This is a genomic window from Thermosipho africanus Ob7 (assembly GCF_003351105.1).
Taxonomy (GTDB): Bacteria; Thermotogota; Thermotogae; order Thermotogales; family Fervidobacteriaceae; genus Thermosipho; species Thermosipho africanus.
In genome coordinates this window covers 88,795-106,051 of the sequence record NZ_NKRG01000003.1, presented here as the reverse complement: position 1 = coordinate 106,051, position 17,257 = coordinate 88,795, and the positions used below count along the sequence as shown (strand labels likewise).

The window sequence follows — 17,257 nt, the reverse complement described above, 5'->3', positions numbered from 1 at the left end:
TTAACGGAATGCGAAGAAGAGGAATGGGACGCTTTAGGAAAACGTTTATTGAACCTTTTGTTTTGTTAATAATAGCACAAAGTCCTTTGCATGGATATGAAATAGCAAATAAACTTTTAGAATTTGGTATAGAACTTACAGGACTTGGACAGATGGGGAACCTTTATAGAATTCTTTCAAAGCTTGAAGAAGAAGGGCTTTTGAGGTTTGAATGGGATAATACAAATCAAGGACCTTCTAAAAAAGTATATTATATCACACCTAAAGGCCTTGAATATTTAGCAAAAAGTGTTGAAGAACTTGAAAAAATAAATAATACTATATCCAGATTTATTATTGAGGCTAAAAAGTTAATAGATATGTAACTGATATTAGTATTTTTATAACATTTCAGGGGTGTTATAAATGAAAAAGTTATTTTTATTTGTTTTACTGTTTTTTCAAGTTTTTTCTTTTACATTTAACATTTTAGATGAAACACAAAAAGACATAAGTGCATTACAGTTCGATATTAAAGAGCCATTGCTATTTTCAACTACATTCTTGGTTGATGGAAAAGTTAAAAGATTAGAGCTTTCTAAGTTTGATAATTTTTGTTTTGAAACAATTAACAATTTAGATGAGAAAGATTTTTTAATTTTAACTGCACTTGCTGCAGGAATTACTTATTTTGATGATCCTGCACTTTCATACACTATACTTGAAAGTACTTTTTTTACTTCGGTGGTAACGTATGCAATGAAAATTTCAATTGGTAGAGGAAGGCCTTATGCATACGATAGTCCTTTTGTTTTTAAACCTTTTTCTTTTGAAGATAAAAATTTTTCCTTCCCTTCCGGACATAGTTCATTTGCCTGGGCCCTATTTACTCCGCTTGCTGAAAGGTATAATAAAGGATTATATATTTTTCCTATTTTATTTTCAATATCAAGGGTTGTAGGAAATTATCACTGGCTTAGCGATGTCATTTTTGGGGCATTTATTGGTTATACTATTTCAAAATGCTTTTATTATAATTAGAATAAATCGTTCTATAGTGTAGATTTACTCTGTAATTTAAACAGAATGGCTTTGGTAATCCATTGAAGCCATTTTTTATTGAGTTTGTCACTAACTCCATATTGTTACTTTCACTTACTGTATATTCTATTATTTCGTTATTGTAAAGCATCCCGAAAAATTGGACAGAAATCAAGAAACTTTTGTGTAGTTTAAGTATTCTTCGTATACCTCTCGTGGGCTTCTGTATTTCAATGCACTGTGTGGATATCTACTATTGTAAAATATCTCGTATCTTTTTGTTTTTACTACTAACTCTGAACAGCTCATTTCTTCAACCGGCCATACTACTTCTTCTTTATACGTTCTAAAATACCTTTCTATATTTGCATTTCCACGTTCATTGTTGTAACTTGTAAATATTTGCTGTATTCCTAATATCTTACATTCTTGCATAAATCTCCTGCTTGTAGGCTGACTACCATTATCACTTGTCTGTATTACTTTCTTTCCTCATACTCTCCGTCTTTACACCCTTCATTTAATGCTTTTTCCATTCTTCTGTTCTTCCTCTGAGACTTATTTGTGAGCCAAGTACTTCCCTTGTATACCAGTCTATTACTGCTATGTAATTTACCATCTTGCGTCTTTTGTCATTACTTTCGTCATGTCTATTCCCAGTACCTGTCTTGGCCTGGTTGGAACTATCTTTCTTTGAAAACTTCTTTTTGCTTTCTTTATGTATTCCAATATAGTTTTCTAATCTCTTTTTTTGTAAGTTCAGTGCTGCCATATGTTAGATAATTATTTATCCACAATTGTACTCTACTTTCAGGCCCCCTAAGAGAGAAGCAATAGCTTTCTTAGGAAGTTTTTCGTCTGTGTAAAGCTTAATGGCTTCTTGTTTTATATCCAAAGGATACATTGCTTTTTCCCTTCCTTAACCAAAGAAAAACACCCCATTGTTGGTTTTATTATACCACTTTGGGAGTGTTTTTTTATTAATTTTTATTCTGTTTCATTTTTTGAAGTCGACGAAATGATTTGATTGAGTTTTTATTGGTTAAATTAATAAAAAATTTAACTATAAAATATTTTAAAATTAATTAAATATAAATTATTTTTCTTTTGATTGTTTTTAAATATAATTATATTGTTTGTTTATAATGATTGTTATATATTCAATAATATATTTAATATGTCAATAAACAACTAAAATTAGTCATTTGTTGATAATATTGAAATATTATGAGCGGGATAAAAAACGGTTTGTTATTTTTTTTTTTAAGATAATTTGAAAATATTAGCAAAATTAAAGCTTGGATTTAAGATAAAAATAATATATATTAGACTTGTATTTCCTTTAATTGAAGATTGTAAAATTATATAAAAATTTTAATAGCTATTATTACATGGGAGGTGAGACTATGAAGAAATTTTGGGGGATTTTATTGTTTTTAGTGTTATCTGTGACAATCTTTTCTCAATATTATGATTTTGAAATGATAGTATCTAGGTCGTTTCCAAAGCTTGATAGAGAATGTGATGAAAGTTTAACAGAACCTGTTACATATGCAATATGTAAAAAATGGGAAGAAAAACCAGGATATTTAGATAATACTTGTTTAAATATTTGTCAAACTGCTTGTCAAGTACTTCCTAATAAAATTGCTGTACTTGCTTGTTCTGTAGGTTGTTATGGAGCTTGTTGGAAACCTGAAAGCAAGAAATGTCTTGATTGGGACGTAATAAGAGTTTATCCGTGTAATTGGGGATATTAAAAAGGGGGGATATTTGTGAAAAAAAGTTTAATTTTCATATTTTTACTTGTATTTAGTATTATTCTTGTTTCAGAAACTATAATAGTTGAGGAAAATATTCAACAAGCTATCGATAAGGCAAAAGATGGTGACATAATTTATCTGAAAGCTGGTACTTACAAAGAAAATTTGTCGATAGTATCTAAAAATTTAACTTTAGTTGGTGAAGAAGGAGCTTATATAAGCTATGTTGGTAAAGATCCAAAAAATATTTTTAATTCGAGTCCAACAATTTATATTGAAAATTCAAATGTTATAATAAAAAATTTGGAAATTGGCTCAGTAAACTCAATTGGAATTGGACTTTTAAATTCTAAGATTTCATTGAGCAATGTAAATATGAATCTTGATAATGCGTATGGAGTAGTATGTGTAGCTGATGAAGAAAAAGAATCGTTCTTAGAAGTTTCAAATTTGAGCGTTGAAGATGTAAATTATAAAAGTAGTTCAGGTAAAAATGTAAGTCTAAATTTTAACAGTGTTGGAATAATGCTTTCTGGGGATTCAATGTTTGTAGCAAATAATATTGAGATGAAAGGAATGAAAAATGGATTAATTTTAAATAACAAAATGTCATATATATACAATTCAGACTTTTTAGAAAATGAAAATGTAGCAATTATATTAAGTGGACAACAAAAATTCATAAACAACAGATTTGAATTAAATGTTGAGACATTTAAAGTTGCAAATTCTCCTGAAGTAGAGTTAGTAGGAAATGTATTTAAAGATAACTCATATAATTTTGTAATTAAAAAGGATGATTATGATTCTTATCAAAACTTTAGGCATTTTTCTGGAAAGATTATAGGCTTTTCAAATATTTTACAGTCTCCAGAAATTTTAAATGAAAGTTTTGGAAAATACTTTTGGAAATAGTAAATAAAAAGAATTTTTAGAAAGTCGCTATGGGATATTCCATAGCGACTTTTTTTGTTGATAATTTTAATATTTATTGTATAATTAGTTTGTAAACCGAATTAATCTTTAGGAGTTGATGTTTTTGAGTGCACCAGTAAGAATTGTTTTTTATACATTCTTAAATGGTATATCAAGAAATGTATATCAAGTCCTATTCAATTTATATTTGAAAAATTTTGGTTATGATAACTCCATTATTGGAAAAATAATGTCTTTTAATCTTTGGGGTTCAGCAATACTTGCAGTGTTTTTAGGAATTCTTTCAGATAAACTCGGTAGAAAAAAGATGCTTTTATTTGTTCAACCACTTGGAGCATTATTTGCGATAATGAGATTATTTCCAGTTAATTTGACTTGGCTTTATGCTACTTCTTTTTTATTTGGTGGCTTTAATTCTGCAATAATGATATTGACTGATGTATTTTTGGTTGAAAGTACGCATAACAAAAATAGAGCTAAATTTTTTGGAATGAATTTTGGAGTAAGGATGTTGACAGGTGTTTTTGGGAATGCATTGGGAGGATTTTTGGGAGATGTTTTTGGATTTAGAAATGTAATGATTTGGTCTATGGTATTGAGAATTTTTGCGCTTATTCCAATTCTTAAAATAAATGAAGTAGTAGTTCTAAAAGAAAAAATAAAGATGGATGAATTTCAAAAAAAGATATTTGCATTTTATATTTTTTCAACTGCTAGTGTAGGCTTTGGTGCAGGTCTATTCATTCACTTTGGAAATGTCATATTCTATGATTTATTTGCTTTAAGTGCAACAGTAATTGGTTTTATATTGGCGCTTGCACAATTTGGAACAAGTATAGGTTCAACTTTTTCACACAAGTTAGGAAAGAAATTTGGAGCATCCAAAGTATTGATGCTTTCTAATCTTGCTGTTCCAATCTTAATACTAATGCTTTCCTTTGTTAGAGAACCTATAAGCTTTACAGCTATATATGTTGCAAGATTTACAATAATGAATATGGTAAATCCAATATTTAATACTCTGGTTTTATCATACTTACCTAAAAGTATACTTGCATCAACTGCTGGAATAAGAAGCTTTGCAAATAACACTAGTAGAGCTTTTGCTGCAATGTTGTTTTCTGTGCTAGCCACAAGCTCAAGTGGATATTCTATTATTTTTTTAATAAGTTCAATATTTTATTTTGTAAATGCATTGGTAATTTATGTTTTCTACCGGATAATGAAGGGTAAAGATTCAGAATTTTATGGTTGATCTATATCTTTTATAACTTTGTCTGTTTTAAATTCTATCTTTTTTACTAAGTTTGGATTTTTATAAATTATTTGTTTTATACCACTATCACCTTGAAGATTTAAAATATTTTGAAATAAACTTTTGTGAACTATTGTTGGAAAACCTTTAATATCTTTATAGTAAGGGGCAATTATTTTATCTTCTTTTTCAATTTTTGACAAGATGTTATATACTATATCAGTACTTATATAAGGCATATCTGCTAGAAAGATAGCAATGTAATCAGGCTCAAAAGGGATAATGTTTTTAATCAACAATTTTAGAGAAGTTGAAATTCCTTTTTCATATTCTTTATTAATTAAAATTGTAAAACTTTTTGGAATTATAAAGTGAGGATTAATCTTATTCCAAAGAGGATTAACTACTAAAAAGTTCTTTTCAAAGTTTATAGATTTTACTACGTCAATGACGTGTTGAAGCATAGGTTTTCCGTTTATATTATGTAAAATTTTTACGTTGTTTTGGAATCTTTTCCCTTGACCAGCTGCTAATATTGCTGAGAAGATTCTAAATTCAAAAGATATTCTTTCCATTTTCTTCCTCCAGTAAAACCATGTATATCGTTTTTCCCAACAACTCTATGGCATGGAATGTAAATAGGCAATGGATTTTTTGACATTGCAAAACCTACAACTCTTGGGTTTACATTTAATATTTTTGCTATTTGGCCATATGTCATGGTTTGACCATATGGAATTTCTCTTACAAAATCCCATATTTTTTTAAATGTTTTTCCTGTATTAATTTCTACATTAAACAAAAGTTTTTTTCTTTTACCTTCAAAGTATTCTTTTATTTGACTTGTGAATATACCTAATTCTATTTCTTTTAAAAATTCATTTTTAAATTCAATTTTAATTGCTTTGTTGTCTTTAACATATACAATTATTGAACCAATTTCAGTATTTACAATTCCTTTTTCCATTTTTTCACTCCTTTGGTATAATTATACCAGGTGATATAATGAATTTAAAAATTTTTTTTAAGTATATTGTGTACATTTTTTTGATAATTTTATCATTCATAAATTTTGGACTTACATTGTTAATAATTTTTATATTACAAATACCAGTTATTAGAAAGTCTATACTTGGTAGATTACCTTTTAAGCTTGAAAAGGAGCCATGGAGCAAGAAAGAAACTTTTGAATATAAAAAAAATTTGTGGCTTGATGTTTATTTTCCAAAGGAAAAATCTGAACATCTTATTTTATTTGCACATGGTGGTGGCTGGATTAGTGGATATAGAAGGCAACCTAATAACGTATCATGGTATAGATTTCTTGTCTCAAAAGGCTTTATAGTTGCCACAATTGATTATAGATACGGTTTTTTAAATGAAATTGAACAACTTGTGGAAGATTTATCAGATGCATATAATTTTGTAAAGAATAATATAAATGTTAAAAAAATAAGCTTAATGGGACTTTCGGCTGGAGGACATCTTGCTTTATACTTTGGATTGAAACATAAAGTAAAACTGGAGAATATAGTTTCATATTATTCTCCCTGTGATTTACTAGATATATGGAAGAGTGAATCTTTATTTGCGAGATTTGCAGTTTCTACAACTTTAAAAAGACTTCCGTCCAAATCAAAAGATGTTTACAAATATTATTCGCCTATTTCTTACGTGGAAAAAGGTGTTGTACCAATATTATTAGTCCACGGTATGAAGGATAAGGTTGTACCTTATATCTCCTCAGTAAAAATGTACAAAAAGTTGCGGAGTTTTTCAAATAAAGCAAAGTTACTACTTCATCCATTTGGAGATCATGGATTTGAGTTTATTTTGAAAGATGAAAAAACAAAAAGTATTTTACTAAAAACAGTTGATTTTTTAAAGGGTGATGGATATGATTAGTTTTGATTTTGATTTTTCAATGCCAGAATATACATCTGGTTATATACTAAAATCAAAAAATTTTCGAGTGTCATTTATTAAATTTCCAACTCAATATAAATTTGCAGAAAAGGGAACAGAGGTAGTTGAGACTTACTTGTTTGAACCTAAAAAAGATATTGCCGGAAGTTTAATGATCCTGCATGGACTGGGAACAAGTAATATTCCATTTTTACTTTGGATGGGAACACATCTTGCTAATGCAGGAGTTAGAACAATTGTTCCAATACTTCCGGGTAATTTTACAAGAGTAGCAGATAAATCGGTAAGTGGGAAAGATTATTTTTCAACCGATGTTGAACGTGCTACCAGATTTTGGGAACATGCTGTTGTTGATACATTAAGTGTTTTAAATTTTGCAAAAAATTTAAATTTGTGGCATGAAAATAATTGTTTGCTTGGATTTTGCCTTGGTGGAATGTTAAGTGTAATACTAAATTCATTGACAGATGATTTTAAAAAGACTATTTTGATGACAACCGGTGGTGATGTTGGAACGTTGATTTGGTACTCACCAACGCTTGCTTTTATGAGAAGAGAAATGAAAAAAGGATTTGGCGGAGATATAATACACAAAGAAGAATTCTTGGAAAGGTTTAAAAAAGATATAGAAAAATTGAAAAAATTTGAAAATGTAAAGCAAATGCAGCAAAGTGATATTCATCCATTTTTGAAAATAGATCCAATTGCATACGCAAAATTTGTAAAAACTGAAAGAATAATATTTATTGAAGCCTTGTTTGATAAAGCTTTGCCAAAATCGACTAGAAAAATGTTGTGGGAGATGCTTGGAAAACCAAGAAGGCATGTCATATTCTCCGGACATGTTACGTGGCTGCCTTTTCAATATTTTCTTGCAAGATTTATTTTAAAGGAAATGGATGCAAATGAATTTAGAAGACAAGCACGTCTAATGGAAAAGATTAAATTTGAAGAAAAATAATTAATTCCTGTATTTATATTTATTTTTCATTTTGTACATAAGTAGATCTCCGGATTCAAGGGTTTTTTCAAGCGAATCTTTGTATCGAATTATACCCCACGAAAAGGTTGGTGAAGTTTCATCGCTATTTCTAAATTCATTTAGTATTCTATTAATTGTTAATTTTCCTTTTCTCTTAGAACAGTTTTTAAGGACAATAAGGAATTCGTCACCACCAAGTCTGATTAGTAGATCATCTTTTCTTATGTTATTCAAAGCAATTTGCGAGAATTTTTTAAGTATTTTATCACCATATTTATGGCCGAGAGTATCATTTATTTCTTTTAGTTTGTTGATATCGATGTATATAAAAAGATCAGATTCATGAAATTTTTCAAAGTCAAATATATTTCTATTATATGCTTTGGTTAGATTATCAAAAACACTTTTTTTATAGTATATATGTTTTTCTTTTACAGTTTCTTTATAGCTTGAGATAATTATATACGAAAATACAAAAAATAGTATAAGAACGCCTAAAGGGCTTAAAAATTTTGTTTCGATATCAAAGATTAGAACAATTACATCATGTATTGCCGTCAAAATAAATGATGATAAAATAAAGAGTAAAATAAGTGATTTTTTTGTATTTGACTTAAAGAAAAGATAAATCAAAAATACTGCATTAAGGACAAAAATTACAGAAAGGTAGTTATGGAATATGTGAGTGTGGTAGACTGAAGGTGAAAACATTAAGATAATGCATGAAAGATAATAAAGAAAAGTTAAGATCTTACCAGATAATCCATTGTAGTTAAAGTATATATAACTACCTTTTGAAAGAAATGAAAAAGATAGGTAAAGACTAACTAAAGTTATTTTTTTAAATAAAGTAAAATTTTCTAATGAATCAAAAATTGGAAGTGGTAATGTATCAAAGAGCCATATTGATCCAAGAAAAGAAGCTAAGGTAAAATGTAAGAATAATTTCTTTTCGTTTCTTTTTGAGTTAATAGAGAATAAGAGTAATATAATTGAAAGTGATAATAGAGTTCCCATCAAAAATATTACTAGATAAAATGTTATGATTTTTAATGTCCAATATTTTGGAATTTGATTTTCTTGGATTATAAATATTGGAAAGTCTATACCTAGCTCATATGTTCCTGACATTTTTATTTTTAATTCTCTAGATTCATCCGGCAAAGTTATTAAAAATGGTGAATAAAAAAAGTGTCCTATTTTGCTTTTATACCCTATTTTTTTAATTAATACGTCATTAATATATATTTCAATATAAGAAGCATCAATCTGAGGGATATATAGAAATGAATTTTTAGGTACATTATCTAATTTTGTTACTAAAGAAATTTTCGAGGGCTTTTTAAGCAAAAAGAAAAAGGGAATTTTTAAATTTCCACCGTATTTTTTAGAGTTTTCGACAACGGAAAAACTTTCGATTTTTAGCCCTTCGACTTTTAATGAATAATTGTATAAATTTATTAAAACTAAAACAAAAATAAATGAAAACACTAAAGTTAAGATAATTTTTATTAATGTTTTAATTTTTTCTTACCCCCTTATTACGTAGTTATTTTAACAGTATTTTTTTATTTTTTTAACTATTATTGAGAGGTGAGATGGATGAAGATTTTGGGACATAGAGGTTATCCTGAAAAGTATGTTGAGAATACTATTGATTCATTTAAAGCTGCAATTGATTATGGAGCAGATGGTGTGGAACTTGATGTATATATGACGTTGGATGAGAAAATTGTTGTAACGCATGATTCTAATCTAAGAAGGGTATTTAATGTTGATTTAGAGGTAACAAAATCTTTTTTGAAAGAAATTAAGGAAGTAGCACCAGTACCTGAGCTTATTGAAGTATTCAATGTTTTGCCGAAAGAAAAATTAATAAATGTAGAAATAAAGGATAAAGAAAAGGGAGAAAAAATAGTAGAATACGTTATTGAAAATAAAAAACATGATATAATCTTTAGTTCATTTGAACATGAAATTATATTAAAATGTGTTGAAAAGTATAAAGATGAGAAATTCGGGCTTTTATTTGACGAAAGACACCAAAATTTGAGTTTTGAAGATATAAGAGAGCTTTTTGAAAATCATAATATATATAGTGCTCATCTTCCAATTGACTTATTATATATTGATAAAGAGAAATTTTTTTCATTGGTAAAATATCTAAAGAAAATAGAAAAAAAGATTGTCTTTTGGACGGTGAATAAGATAGAAGAGGTAGAGGTAATCAAAGACTTTGCTGATATTATAATTACAAATTCAGTTGAAAAAATGGTTGGATATATAAAAAAATAAACCTCCGAAGTTTCCTTCGGAGGTTTTCTACTTTATATAACACCTAATTTTTTTCCAACTTTTTCAAATTTTTCAAGTGCAAAGTCAAGATCTTCTTTTGTGTGAACAGCACTTATCATTACTCTTATTCTTGCTTTTCCTTTAGGAACAGTTGGATATCCTATTGATTGTGCAAAGATTCCTTCTTCAAAAAGTTCTTTACTAAAGTTAGTGGATAATTTTGCATCGTACAACATAACTGGTGTTATAGGTGTTTCACTTTCTCCTGTGTCAAATCCTAATTTTTTCATTTCTTCTTTGAAATATTTTGCATTATCCCAAAGTCTTTTTACCCTGTCATCTGATTCTTGAAGGATTTTTGTAGCTTCAAGTGCTGCTGCTGTATCGGCAGGTGATAGTGGACTACTGAACAAGAATGGTCTTGCTTTTTGTTTAAGATAATCAATAAGTTCCTTTTTACCTGCTACGTATCCTCCTAGTACACCAAATGCCTTTGATAATGTTCCGATTTCTATATCAACACGTCCATGAAGTCCAAAGTGATCCACAATTCCTCTTCCGTGGCTTCCAAGCACTCCTTCACCGTGGGCATCATCTACCATGACCATTGCATTGTACTTTTCAGCAAGCTCAACAATTTCTGGAAGTGGAGCAAGATCTCCATCCATACTAAATACACCATCGGTAATAATTAGCTTTCTTCTTGCGTCCTTTGCTTCTTTTAATTTTTCCTCGAGGTCTTTAACGTCTCTGTGCTTCCATACGTATCTTTTTGCCTTGGAAAGTCTTACTCCATCTATTATACTTGCATGGTTAAGTTCATCTGACAATATTGCATCTTCTTCATTAGTAATTGCAGGAATAACAGCTTGGTTTGCAACAAATCCTGATTGTAAGAATATTGTAGCTTCTACTTTTTTAAACTCGGCAAGAGTTTTTTCAAGTTCGTTGTGCAAGGAGAAAGTACCTGCAATGGTTCTTACTGCACCAGGACCAACGCCCCACTTTTCAATTGCTTCTATTGCTGCCTTTTTAAGACGTTCTTCGTTTGCAAATCCTAAATAGTTGTTTGAGCACAAATTTAGTACTTTTTTGCCATTTATTGTTAACCATGCACCCTGTGGTGACTCAAGAGTTTTAATGTATGTATAAAGACCTTGTTCTTTTAAATTTTCAAGCTCTTTTGAAAAAATAGAGTAATCAAACATACTTACACCCCCTAATCAAGATTTAAAACAACTTTTCCACATTGTTTGTTTAACATTAATTCAAAGCCTTTTTCCCAATCTTCAAATGGAAGAACATGAGTAACAACTTTTGAAAGGTCAACCTTTTTACTTCTTAAAAGCTCATCTGCAACCTTCCATGTATCAAACATTTTTCTTCCTGTGATTCCATAAATAGTGATTCCTCTCATTATGACAAGAGAATCTAGATTGATATCGATGCTACCACCAAAAATTCCAAGTAATGAAGCTTCTCCTCCCATCGTTACACATTTTAATCCATCCTCTAAAGCCTTTTTATTTCCGCTCATTTCAAGTAATATGTCTACTCCATCATCTGTTATTGTATATATACTTTTTACTAAATCTTGCTCTGCTGGATTAATTACAATATCTGCACCGTTTTCCTTTGCCATTTGAATTCTATTTGGATCAACTTCACTGGTTATAACAAGACTTGCACCTGATGCCTTTGCTACCTGTATTGCCATTAAACCTATTGGTCCAGCACCGGTAATCAAAACTTTTTTTCCTGTAAGATCTGTTACAAGGGCTGTATGAATTGCATTCCCGAATGGTTCCATAACCGATGCATAATCTAATGGAATTTCTTTTGAAAATCTCCAGAGTACTGTTTCGGGAATGATCGCATATTCTGTAAAAACCCCATTTCTATCAACACCTAAAATTTCTAGGTTTTTACATACATGCATTCTTCCAGTTTTACATTGCACGCAATGCTCGCAAGGAATGTGGGTTTCTGCAGATACTAGATCTCCAACCTTTACTTGAGTTACAGCTTCACCAATTGCAACAACTTCACCTGCCATTTCGTGACCAACTATTAGTGGTGGATTTATTCTCGATTGAGACCATTCATCCCATTTGTATATATGGACATCAGTTCCACATATAGAAGCACGCCTAATTTTCACTAAAACTTCTCTTGGACCTAATTTATCTGGCTTTGGAACTTCTTTCATTACAAAACCAGGACCTGCTGTTTCTTTTAAAATGGCTTTCATATTTATCCTCCTTTCAATTAACATCCAGTTAAATTATATAACTTATGTTAAATAAAGTAAATAAACATGGTAGGTTGTTATGTGAAATTATTCTTTTTAAATTAAATATGTCGCTGTTTTTACTTAGTTTATTTAGTTTTTGGACCTTAAAAATAGCTTTCCTATGACTAGTAATAAAAGACCATATAAAATCATTGCAATTAAACCGTAAAGATTTAAGATATTTTTTTGATTTGAGATAGCAAAAGCAGGGAAGTTAAGTATAGCAATTAGAGGAACTCCAACTAACATTGAAAAGCCACTTCCAAAAACTAAATTTTCTGATGCACCTGATTCTAACGCAGGGTCTACTTCTCTTAAAAGGGCCATACCTGTAGAAATTGTTCCAGTAAGCATACCAAAAAATGCAATTCTGTTTTCTACTTCATTTTTTGTAAAGACTTTCTTTGTCAGCATCATTACAAAGAAATAAGTTAAAATACCTGCAGCAAATGTTAGTATAAAAATTCCCCAAAATTCTTTTTGGATTTTTGCTAAAACTACGGCACTAATTGAAGCGGTAACCATAAAATCAAAAACTACACCGGCTATTCTTTGCAAAAGAAAATTATTTAGATAGTTTTCTTTTGCAATATTTTTAGCTTTCAATTTATCGTATAGTTTTCTAAAAACCATTGCAACAATTGCACCAATAACAAAGTGGAAACCCCAAAGAACAGTTGAAAAAGTTCGTCCTGTATTTCCAAGTGGAGATAATACACCTTCTATTATTTTCAAAAGTATGAATGTAATAAAATATACAATTCCTATAATTACCATTTGAATTGTCATTCCATCCATATCTGAAAATTCATAGTCCCTTACTTCTATAGCCTTCTTTTCAATTAAAGTTCTTTGATGCGATTTTTTCCATTTTACTAATAAAATGTTAAGTATAACCAATCCACCTACTGTGGCCCATCCAAAGCCGGCAGCTGCAATTGCAAGACCTATCGAACTTCCACTGTGGAGACCAAGAGTTTCCCATTGCATTCCTATTGAATAAGCTTGTCCTGGGCCTTGTCCAAAACCCAATGGTATTAGATATCCAATTGCAGGAGAAAAATCTTTGTCAAATAAATTGATTAGAAAACCTAATGAAACTCCTAAAATACCTTGGAAAAGGTATGTTCCTACTATTATTAACCCAGCACCTAAATAACCTTTTTGACCGTTTTTTTCAACTTTTCTAAGAGCTAACGCTATAAATCCAATGGCCATAAGGTGATATATGATTTTTCCAAGAAAATCTACATCAATTTTTACTATATTAAGCAAATTTGGACCTAGTAAAAATCCCAAAAAACCTGCTAAAATTGAATTTGGAATGATGATTTTTCTTAAAAGGGGAATAAATCTTTTTAAAAGTATAGCAATTGCATATAATATAGAAATTATGAAAAATGTATTAACCGTTGCTGTAAACATGTAGATACCTCCTTAGTATGTGGTATAATAATAGGCTTTCGTTTTCACTTTTTATCCTTACCACATAATTTGAATTATAAATAAATTCTGTAAATTTTTTTAAGAAAGTTGTTACACCTTTAATATGAGAAAATTCTAAATATAAATCCTTTATAGATAATTCTGCATTTGAAATGAGTAAGTCTCCCTTTTTAATTGCGTGCAATTTGTTTGTTTTTTTGTCTCTAATAATTATTTTTACATTTTTAATAGTATTTATTTCTTTAAAACGTTTGTCTAATATTTCAACTTGTTCTTTAAGTATTTTTTCAACAGTTTGGTTGTTTATATAGCCAAACTCATCTACTATAAATGAACTATTACAGTTTTTACAAATTGCTTTATTACCATTTGAACTAATACTTTTGAAAGCATGACATTTTGGGCAAAACCATAGAATTCTTTCAATTCCACTTGCTAGGCTTTTACCTTTAAATTTTATTTTTTGTACCTTTTGCCATTCCCATTCGTTGTGTTTAATAAAATCTAGGGCACGGCTGTCGTCAAAGGTTTGCACATTAAGTATTATTTTACCTTTTCTCTCAAAATTTGCCCATCTGGGTTTTGTTAGATATCCTCCCATTATTTTTACAGCAACAATTGGAACTTTTACTATGTTTAATAGTTTGTCTGTGCCAGGTGGCATTTCCTGAAAGTTTCCATCCCATGTTATTGAACCTTCGGGAAATATTCCCACAATCTTATTTTCTTTTAGATTTTTGAGTATTTTTCGTATTGTACTTACATCAGGTTCTCCTTTTTGTTTAGGAATAAAGTTCATGGATTTAAATAGAGGACCAAGTATTGGTTTTTCAAACGTACCTTTTGCAACTATCCAATATATAGGGTTCTTTAGAAATGTGCTTATAAATAAAGGATCAAAGTTGTGCGTGTGATTTGCAATTAATAAAAATGGAGGTTTTGGAAAGCTTCCAAGTATTTCAAGATTGTATCGTTTTTTAATTAAATATCCGAGAGGAATTCTTAAATACCATATAGGATGCATATATTTTTCCTCCTATATATTTTGTTAGCATTTAGAATTATATCATATTAAATGTTATAATCATTTGCAGGAGGTGAAAATATTCCAGCAAAAGACCTAACAAGGGGAAATATATTAAAACAAATTTTAGTTATGGGACTTCCCACTGCAATTGGCTTTTCTTTCCAGATGTTTTATGATGTTGTTGATCTTTTTTGGATTGGAAAAATATCATCAGAGGCAATTGCAGGTGTAGGGATTTTCTCGACAGTTTTTTGGGTTGTTGAAGCATTAAATGAAGTTATTGGAGTAAGTTCAATTTCTCTGATTTCACAAAGTTTTGGAAAAAAAGACTACAAGAGGACTAATTTGGCTATAGAACAGACTATAACATTTAAATTTTTAGTAGCACTATTAGGGAGTTTTTTCCTTTATGTTTTTTTAAAGCCAATATTGGGATTATTTTCAGAAGAAAATGAAGTTATAAGTCTAGGAATTGAATACGGATATATAAGAATATTTTTCTTGCCTATTATGTTTTCATCATATTCTGTGAATACTGCTTTAAGGAGTATTGGAGATTCAAAGACACCGATGAATCTGATGATTTTGTCGAGTATATTGAATATAATTTTGGACCCTATTTTTATGTTTGAAAAGGTTCCGATTTTAGGATTAAAAGGTTTGAATTTAGGTGTTTCTGGTGCTGCATGGGCAACTATTGTTTCTCAAACGGTTGCATTTTTGATAGGTTTTTATTTCTTGTTTAGTGGCATTGAAAATATTAAACCTTCAATAAAAGGTTTATTTAAACTTAATTGGGAGATTGATAAAAAGCTTATAACTATAGGTTTGCCAAATGGGTTTGAGGTTTTTATGAGAAATATGTCTGGAGCGATAATACTTTATTTTGTTTCCAGGTATGGTACAACAGCAGTTTCAGCATATACAATTGGTGGGAGAATTTTTGGATTTTTATTCATGCCACTGATGGGACTTTTAATGGGAGGATCTGCAATAATTGGTCAAACACTTGGTGCTGAGAAGGTAGAACGTGCAGAAAAAGTTGCTAAAGTGTCCGGATGGCTTACAGCTACTTTGACATTTATTTTTGTAATTCTCATAGTTGTATTTGCCCCAGAAATGATGCAATTGTTTACAAAAGAAAGTGAGATAATAGATATAGGGGTATTGTTTTTAAGATATAGTGTAATAGGATTAGTTTTTCTTGGATATGGTATTGGTATAAGCATTGTTTTTACTGGTTCAGGATATAATATGCCATATTTTTTCATGAGTCTTTTCTCAAGATGGATTGTTCAGATCCCACTTATGTACATTTTTTCATATATACTAAAATTATCAATTATATGGTTATGGCTATCATTTACATTTGGAGATATAGCAGAATTTTTAATAGCGATCTATTTCTACAAGAAAGGTGATTGGAAATATAAAAGAGTGTAGGGAGGTGGCAAAAATGATTACTAATAAAGAAAAAGTAGTTAAGCTTTCGATAATGGTTGAAGTAGCGCATCCTGTAGTTAGAACGCCTGTTCTCGATGGCGAAGGGAATGCATTTTATTTTCCTGGCGTTGGTGGTATAACCTATAATTTTGGATTGGGTGATAATGCATTTAAAATGCATGGTGATCATATTGAACCGGATGTTTCAACTAAAAATAGTAACGACAAGCTTAATTCAACTTGTATGACCTTGGCTTGTATAGGAAATGAAGCAGAGGTTATTTCTGGTGATGCTAAAGGAATGAAAGGATTTGTGATAGGTAAGCATGGTGGAATTAACCATATTTTAGTCTATTTTCCAGAAAAAGAAAAGCTGAGAGTAGGAGATAAGATCCAAATCAAAGCTTGGGGTCAAGGTTTAGAACTTTTAGATTATCCTGAAGTAAAAGTATTTAATATTGATCCAGAGCTATTTGAAAAATTACCAATTGAAGAAAAAGATGGGAAATTAATAGTTCCTGTTACTGCAGAAATTCCAGCGCATCTTACCGGTTCAGGAATAGGCTCTTCAAATCCTGCAGGAACCGACTATGATATAAATACTCATGATATGGAAGAAATAAAAAGGTATGGAATTGATAAGGTAAAAATTGGAGATATAGTAGCAATCAAAGATCATTATAGCGGTTTTGGGGTTGGAGGTTTTAGAAAAGGAGCAATATCTATTGGAGTAGTTGTACATTCAAATTGTGTACAAACAGGACATGGGCCTGGTATAGTTGTTATTATGACATCTGCTAAGGATTTAATTGTTCCAAAAAAGGTAACTCACATGAATATTAAAGAATTATTTTAGATATAAAAAAGACTT

Annotated in this window: 17 protein-coding genes and 1 pseudogene; 10 read left to right on the top strand and 8 right to left on the bottom strand. The window is 29.8% G+C overall.

Annotated elements, in window-relative coordinates:
* Positions 1 to 23: 23 nt before the first annotated feature.
* On the top strand, positions 24 to 365 hold the full coding sequence (locus tag OB7_RS04225; protein WP_004101963.1) for a PadR family transcriptional regulator: 342 nt from the start codon (positions 24 to 26) through the stop codon (positions 363 to 365).
* 40 nt (positions 366 to 405) lie between these two features.
* Entirely contained in the window at positions 406 to 1,020 is a 615-nt protein-coding gene (locus tag OB7_RS04220; RefSeq protein ID WP_114702604.1) for a phosphatase PAP2 family protein, read from the top strand.
* 171 nt (positions 1,021 to 1,191) lie between these two features.
* Here OB7_RS04220 and OB7_RS09985 read toward each other — a convergent pair.
* Positions 1,192 to 1,737, bottom strand: a pseudogene (locus OB7_RS09985) (transposase); the annotation flags it as partial.
* A 689-nt stretch (positions 1,738 to 2,426) separates the two neighbouring features.
* On the opposite strand from OB7_RS09985, the gene OB7_RS04200 reads away from it, so the two are divergent.
* The 3 genes from OB7_RS04200 (at position 2,427) to OB7_RS04190 (ending at position 4,974) form a co-directional block, all read left to right on the top strand.
* Positions 2,427 to 2,780, top strand: a complete 354-nt coding sequence (locus OB7_RS04200; RefSeq protein ID WP_004101967.1) for a hypothetical protein — start codon at positions 2,427 to 2,429, stop codon at positions 2,778 to 2,780.
* A gap of 15 nt (positions 2,781 to 2,795) precedes the next feature.
* Positions 2,796 to 3,698: a right-handed parallel beta-helix repeat-containing protein gene (locus OB7_RS04195; RefSeq protein WP_004101969.1), complete on the top strand. Its 903-nt coding sequence runs from the start codon at positions 2,796 to 2,798 to the stop codon at positions 3,696 to 3,698.
* Between the two features lie 118 nt (positions 3,699 to 3,816).
* Positions 3,817 to 4,974 (top strand): MFS transporter, encoded by a 1,158-nt coding sequence (locus OB7_RS04190; RefSeq protein ID WP_249031013.1) that lies wholly within the window; start codon positions 3,817 to 3,819, stop codon positions 4,972 to 4,974.
* Here the strand turns inward: OB7_RS04190 and OB7_RS04185 are convergent.
* Entirely contained in the window at positions 4,965 to 5,549 is a 585-nt protein-coding gene (locus tag OB7_RS04185) for a nucleotidyltransferase family protein (RefSeq protein ID WP_004101971.1), read from the bottom strand. The two genes, OB7_RS04190 and OB7_RS04185, sit on opposite strands and share 10 nt — an antisense overlap.
* Positions 5,504 to 5,941 (bottom strand): methylated-DNA--[protein]-cysteine S-methyltransferase, encoded by a 438-nt coding sequence (locus tag OB7_RS04180; protein WP_004101975.1) that lies wholly within the window; start codon positions 5,939 to 5,941, stop codon positions 5,504 to 5,506. The genes OB7_RS04185 and OB7_RS04180 overlap by 46 nt, the downstream gene beginning before the upstream one ends.
* Positions 5,942 to 5,979: 38 nt before the next feature.
* Between OB7_RS04180 and OB7_RS04175 the strand changes: the two genes are divergently transcribed.
* Together OB7_RS04175 and OB7_RS04170 are read left to right on the top strand one after the other, a co-directional pair.
* The gene (locus OB7_RS04175) at positions 5,980 to 6,879 is read left to right on the top strand and encodes an alpha/beta hydrolase family protein (RefSeq protein WP_012580256.1); all 900 of its coding nucleotides are present in this window, start codon (positions 5,980 to 5,982) and stop codon (positions 6,877 to 6,879) included.
* Positions 6,872 to 7,861 (top strand): alpha/beta hydrolase, encoded by a 990-nt coding sequence (locus tag OB7_RS04170; protein ID WP_004101979.1) that lies wholly within the window; start codon positions 6,872 to 6,874, stop codon positions 7,859 to 7,861. The genes OB7_RS04175 and OB7_RS04170 overlap by 8 nt, the downstream gene beginning before the upstream one ends.
* Here the strand turns inward: OB7_RS04170 and OB7_RS04165 are convergent, their stop codons facing one another.
* Positions 7,862 to 9,373: a GGDEF domain-containing protein gene (locus OB7_RS04165; protein ID WP_114702602.1), complete on the bottom strand. Its 1,512-nt coding sequence runs from the start codon at positions 9,371 to 9,373 to the stop codon at positions 7,862 to 7,864. It lies immediately after the preceding gene.
* Positions 9,374 to 9,484: 111 nt separating this feature from the next.
* Between OB7_RS04165 and OB7_RS04160 the strand changes: the two genes are divergently transcribed.
* Entirely contained in the window at positions 9,485 to 10,177 is a 693-nt protein-coding gene (locus tag OB7_RS04160; protein WP_012580257.1) for a glycerophosphodiester phosphodiesterase family protein, read from the top strand.
* Between the two features lie 32 nt (positions 10,178 to 10,209).
* Here the strand turns inward: OB7_RS04160 and OB7_RS04155 are convergent, their stop codons facing one another.
* The 4 genes from OB7_RS04155 to OB7_RS09980 all read right to left on the bottom strand — a co-directional run bounded on the left by OB7_RS04155 (position 10,210) and on the right by OB7_RS09980 (position 14,940).
* The gene (locus tag OB7_RS04155; protein WP_004101993.1) at positions 10,210 to 11,385 is read right to left on the bottom strand and encodes a glycine C-acetyltransferase; all 1,176 of its coding nucleotides are present in this window, start codon (positions 11,383 to 11,385) and stop codon (positions 10,210 to 10,212) included.
* An 11-nt stretch (positions 11,386 to 11,396) separates the two neighbouring features.
* The gene (tdh, locus tag OB7_RS04150; protein WP_114702601.1) at positions 11,397 to 12,428 is read right to left on the bottom strand and encodes an L-threonine 3-dehydrogenase; all 1,032 of its coding nucleotides are present in this window, start codon (positions 12,426 to 12,428) and stop codon (positions 11,397 to 11,399) included.
* A gap of 132 nt (positions 12,429 to 12,560) precedes the next feature.
* Complete coding sequence (locus tag OB7_RS04145) at positions 12,561 to 13,895, bottom strand: sodium/glutamate symporter family protein (RefSeq protein WP_114702600.1); 1,335 nt, start codon at positions 13,893 to 13,895, stop codon at positions 12,561 to 12,563.
* Positions 13,876 to 14,940 carry a lysophospholipid acyltransferase family protein gene (locus OB7_RS09980; protein ID WP_249031012.1) on the bottom strand — a complete coding sequence of 355 codons (1,065 nt, stop codon included), beginning with the start codon at positions 14,938 to 14,940 and terminating at the stop codon, positions 13,876 to 13,878. The genes OB7_RS04145 and OB7_RS09980 overlap by 20 nt, the downstream gene beginning before the upstream one ends.
* A 132-nt stretch (positions 14,941 to 15,072) precedes the next feature.
* On the opposite strand from OB7_RS09980, the gene OB7_RS04130 reads away from it, so the two are divergent.
* Together OB7_RS04130 and OB7_RS04125 are read left to right on the top strand one after the other, a co-directional pair.
* Positions 15,073 to 16,386 carry an MATE family efflux transporter gene (locus tag OB7_RS04130; protein WP_004102002.1) on the top strand — a complete coding sequence of 438 codons (1,314 nt, stop codon included), beginning with the start codon at positions 15,073 to 15,075 and terminating at the stop codon, positions 16,384 to 16,386.
* Between the two features lie 13 nt (positions 16,387 to 16,399).
* Positions 16,400 to 17,242, top strand: a complete 843-nt coding sequence (locus OB7_RS04125; protein WP_004102004.1) for a DUF4438 domain-containing protein — start codon at positions 16,400 to 16,402, stop codon at positions 17,240 to 17,242.
* Positions 17,243 to 17,257: the final 15 nt, after the last annotated feature.

Bases quoted from the DNA above. Each gene is read 5' to 3' on its own strand.
- OB7_RS04170 (WP_004101979.1), top strand. From the start codon at position 6,872: ATGATTAGTTTTGATTTTGATTTTTCAATGCCAGAATATACATCTGGT.
- OB7_RS04160 (WP_012580257.1), top strand. From the start codon at position 9,485: ATGAAGATTTTGGGACATAGAGGTTATCCTGAAAAGTATGTTGAGAAT.
- OB7_RS04220 (WP_114702604.1), top strand. From the start codon at position 406: ATGAAAAAGTTATTTTTATTTGTTTTACTGTTTTTTCAAGTTTTTTCT.
- OB7_RS09980 (WP_249031012.1), bottom strand. From the start codon at position 14,940: ATGCATCCTATATGGTATTTAAGAATTCCTCTCGGATATTTAATTAAA.
- OB7_RS04145 (WP_114702600.1), bottom strand. From the start codon at position 13,895: ATGTTTACAGCAACGGTTAATACATTTTTCATAATTTCTATATTATAT.
- OB7_RS04190 (WP_249031013.1), top strand. From the start codon at position 3,817: ATGTTTTTGAGTGCACCAGTAAGAATTGTTTTTTATACATTCTTAAAT.
- OB7_RS04185 (WP_004101971.1), bottom strand. From the start codon at position 5,549: ATGGAAAGAATATCTTTTGAATTTAGAATCTTCTCAGCAATATTAGCA.
- tdh (WP_114702601.1), bottom strand. From the start codon at position 12,428: ATGAAAGCCATTTTAAAAGAAACAGCAGGTCCTGGTTTTGTAATGAAA.
- OB7_RS04180 (WP_004101975.1), bottom strand. From the start codon at position 5,941: ATGGAAAAAGGAATTGTAAATACTGAAATTGGTTCAATAATTGTATAT.
- OB7_RS04225 (WP_004101963.1), top strand. From the start codon at position 24: ATGGGACGCTTTAGGAAAACGTTTATTGAACCTTTTGTTTTGTTAATA.
- OB7_RS04155 (WP_004101993.1), bottom strand. From the start codon at position 11,385: ATGTTTGATTACTCTATTTTTTCAAAAGAGCTTGAAAATTTAAAAGAA.
- OB7_RS04200 (WP_004101967.1), top strand. From the start codon at position 2,427: ATGAAGAAATTTTGGGGGATTTTATTGTTTTTAGTGTTATCTGTGACA.
- OB7_RS04175 (WP_012580256.1), top strand. From the start codon at position 5,980: ATGAATTTAAAAATTTTTTTTAAGTATATTGTGTACATTTTTTTGATA.
- OB7_RS04125 (WP_004102004.1), top strand. From the start codon at position 16,400: ATGATTACTAATAAAGAAAAAGTAGTTAAGCTTTCGATAATGGTTGAA.
- OB7_RS04130 (WP_004102002.1), top strand. From the start codon at position 15,073: ATGGGACTTCCCACTGCAATTGGCTTTTCTTTCCAGATGTTTTATGAT.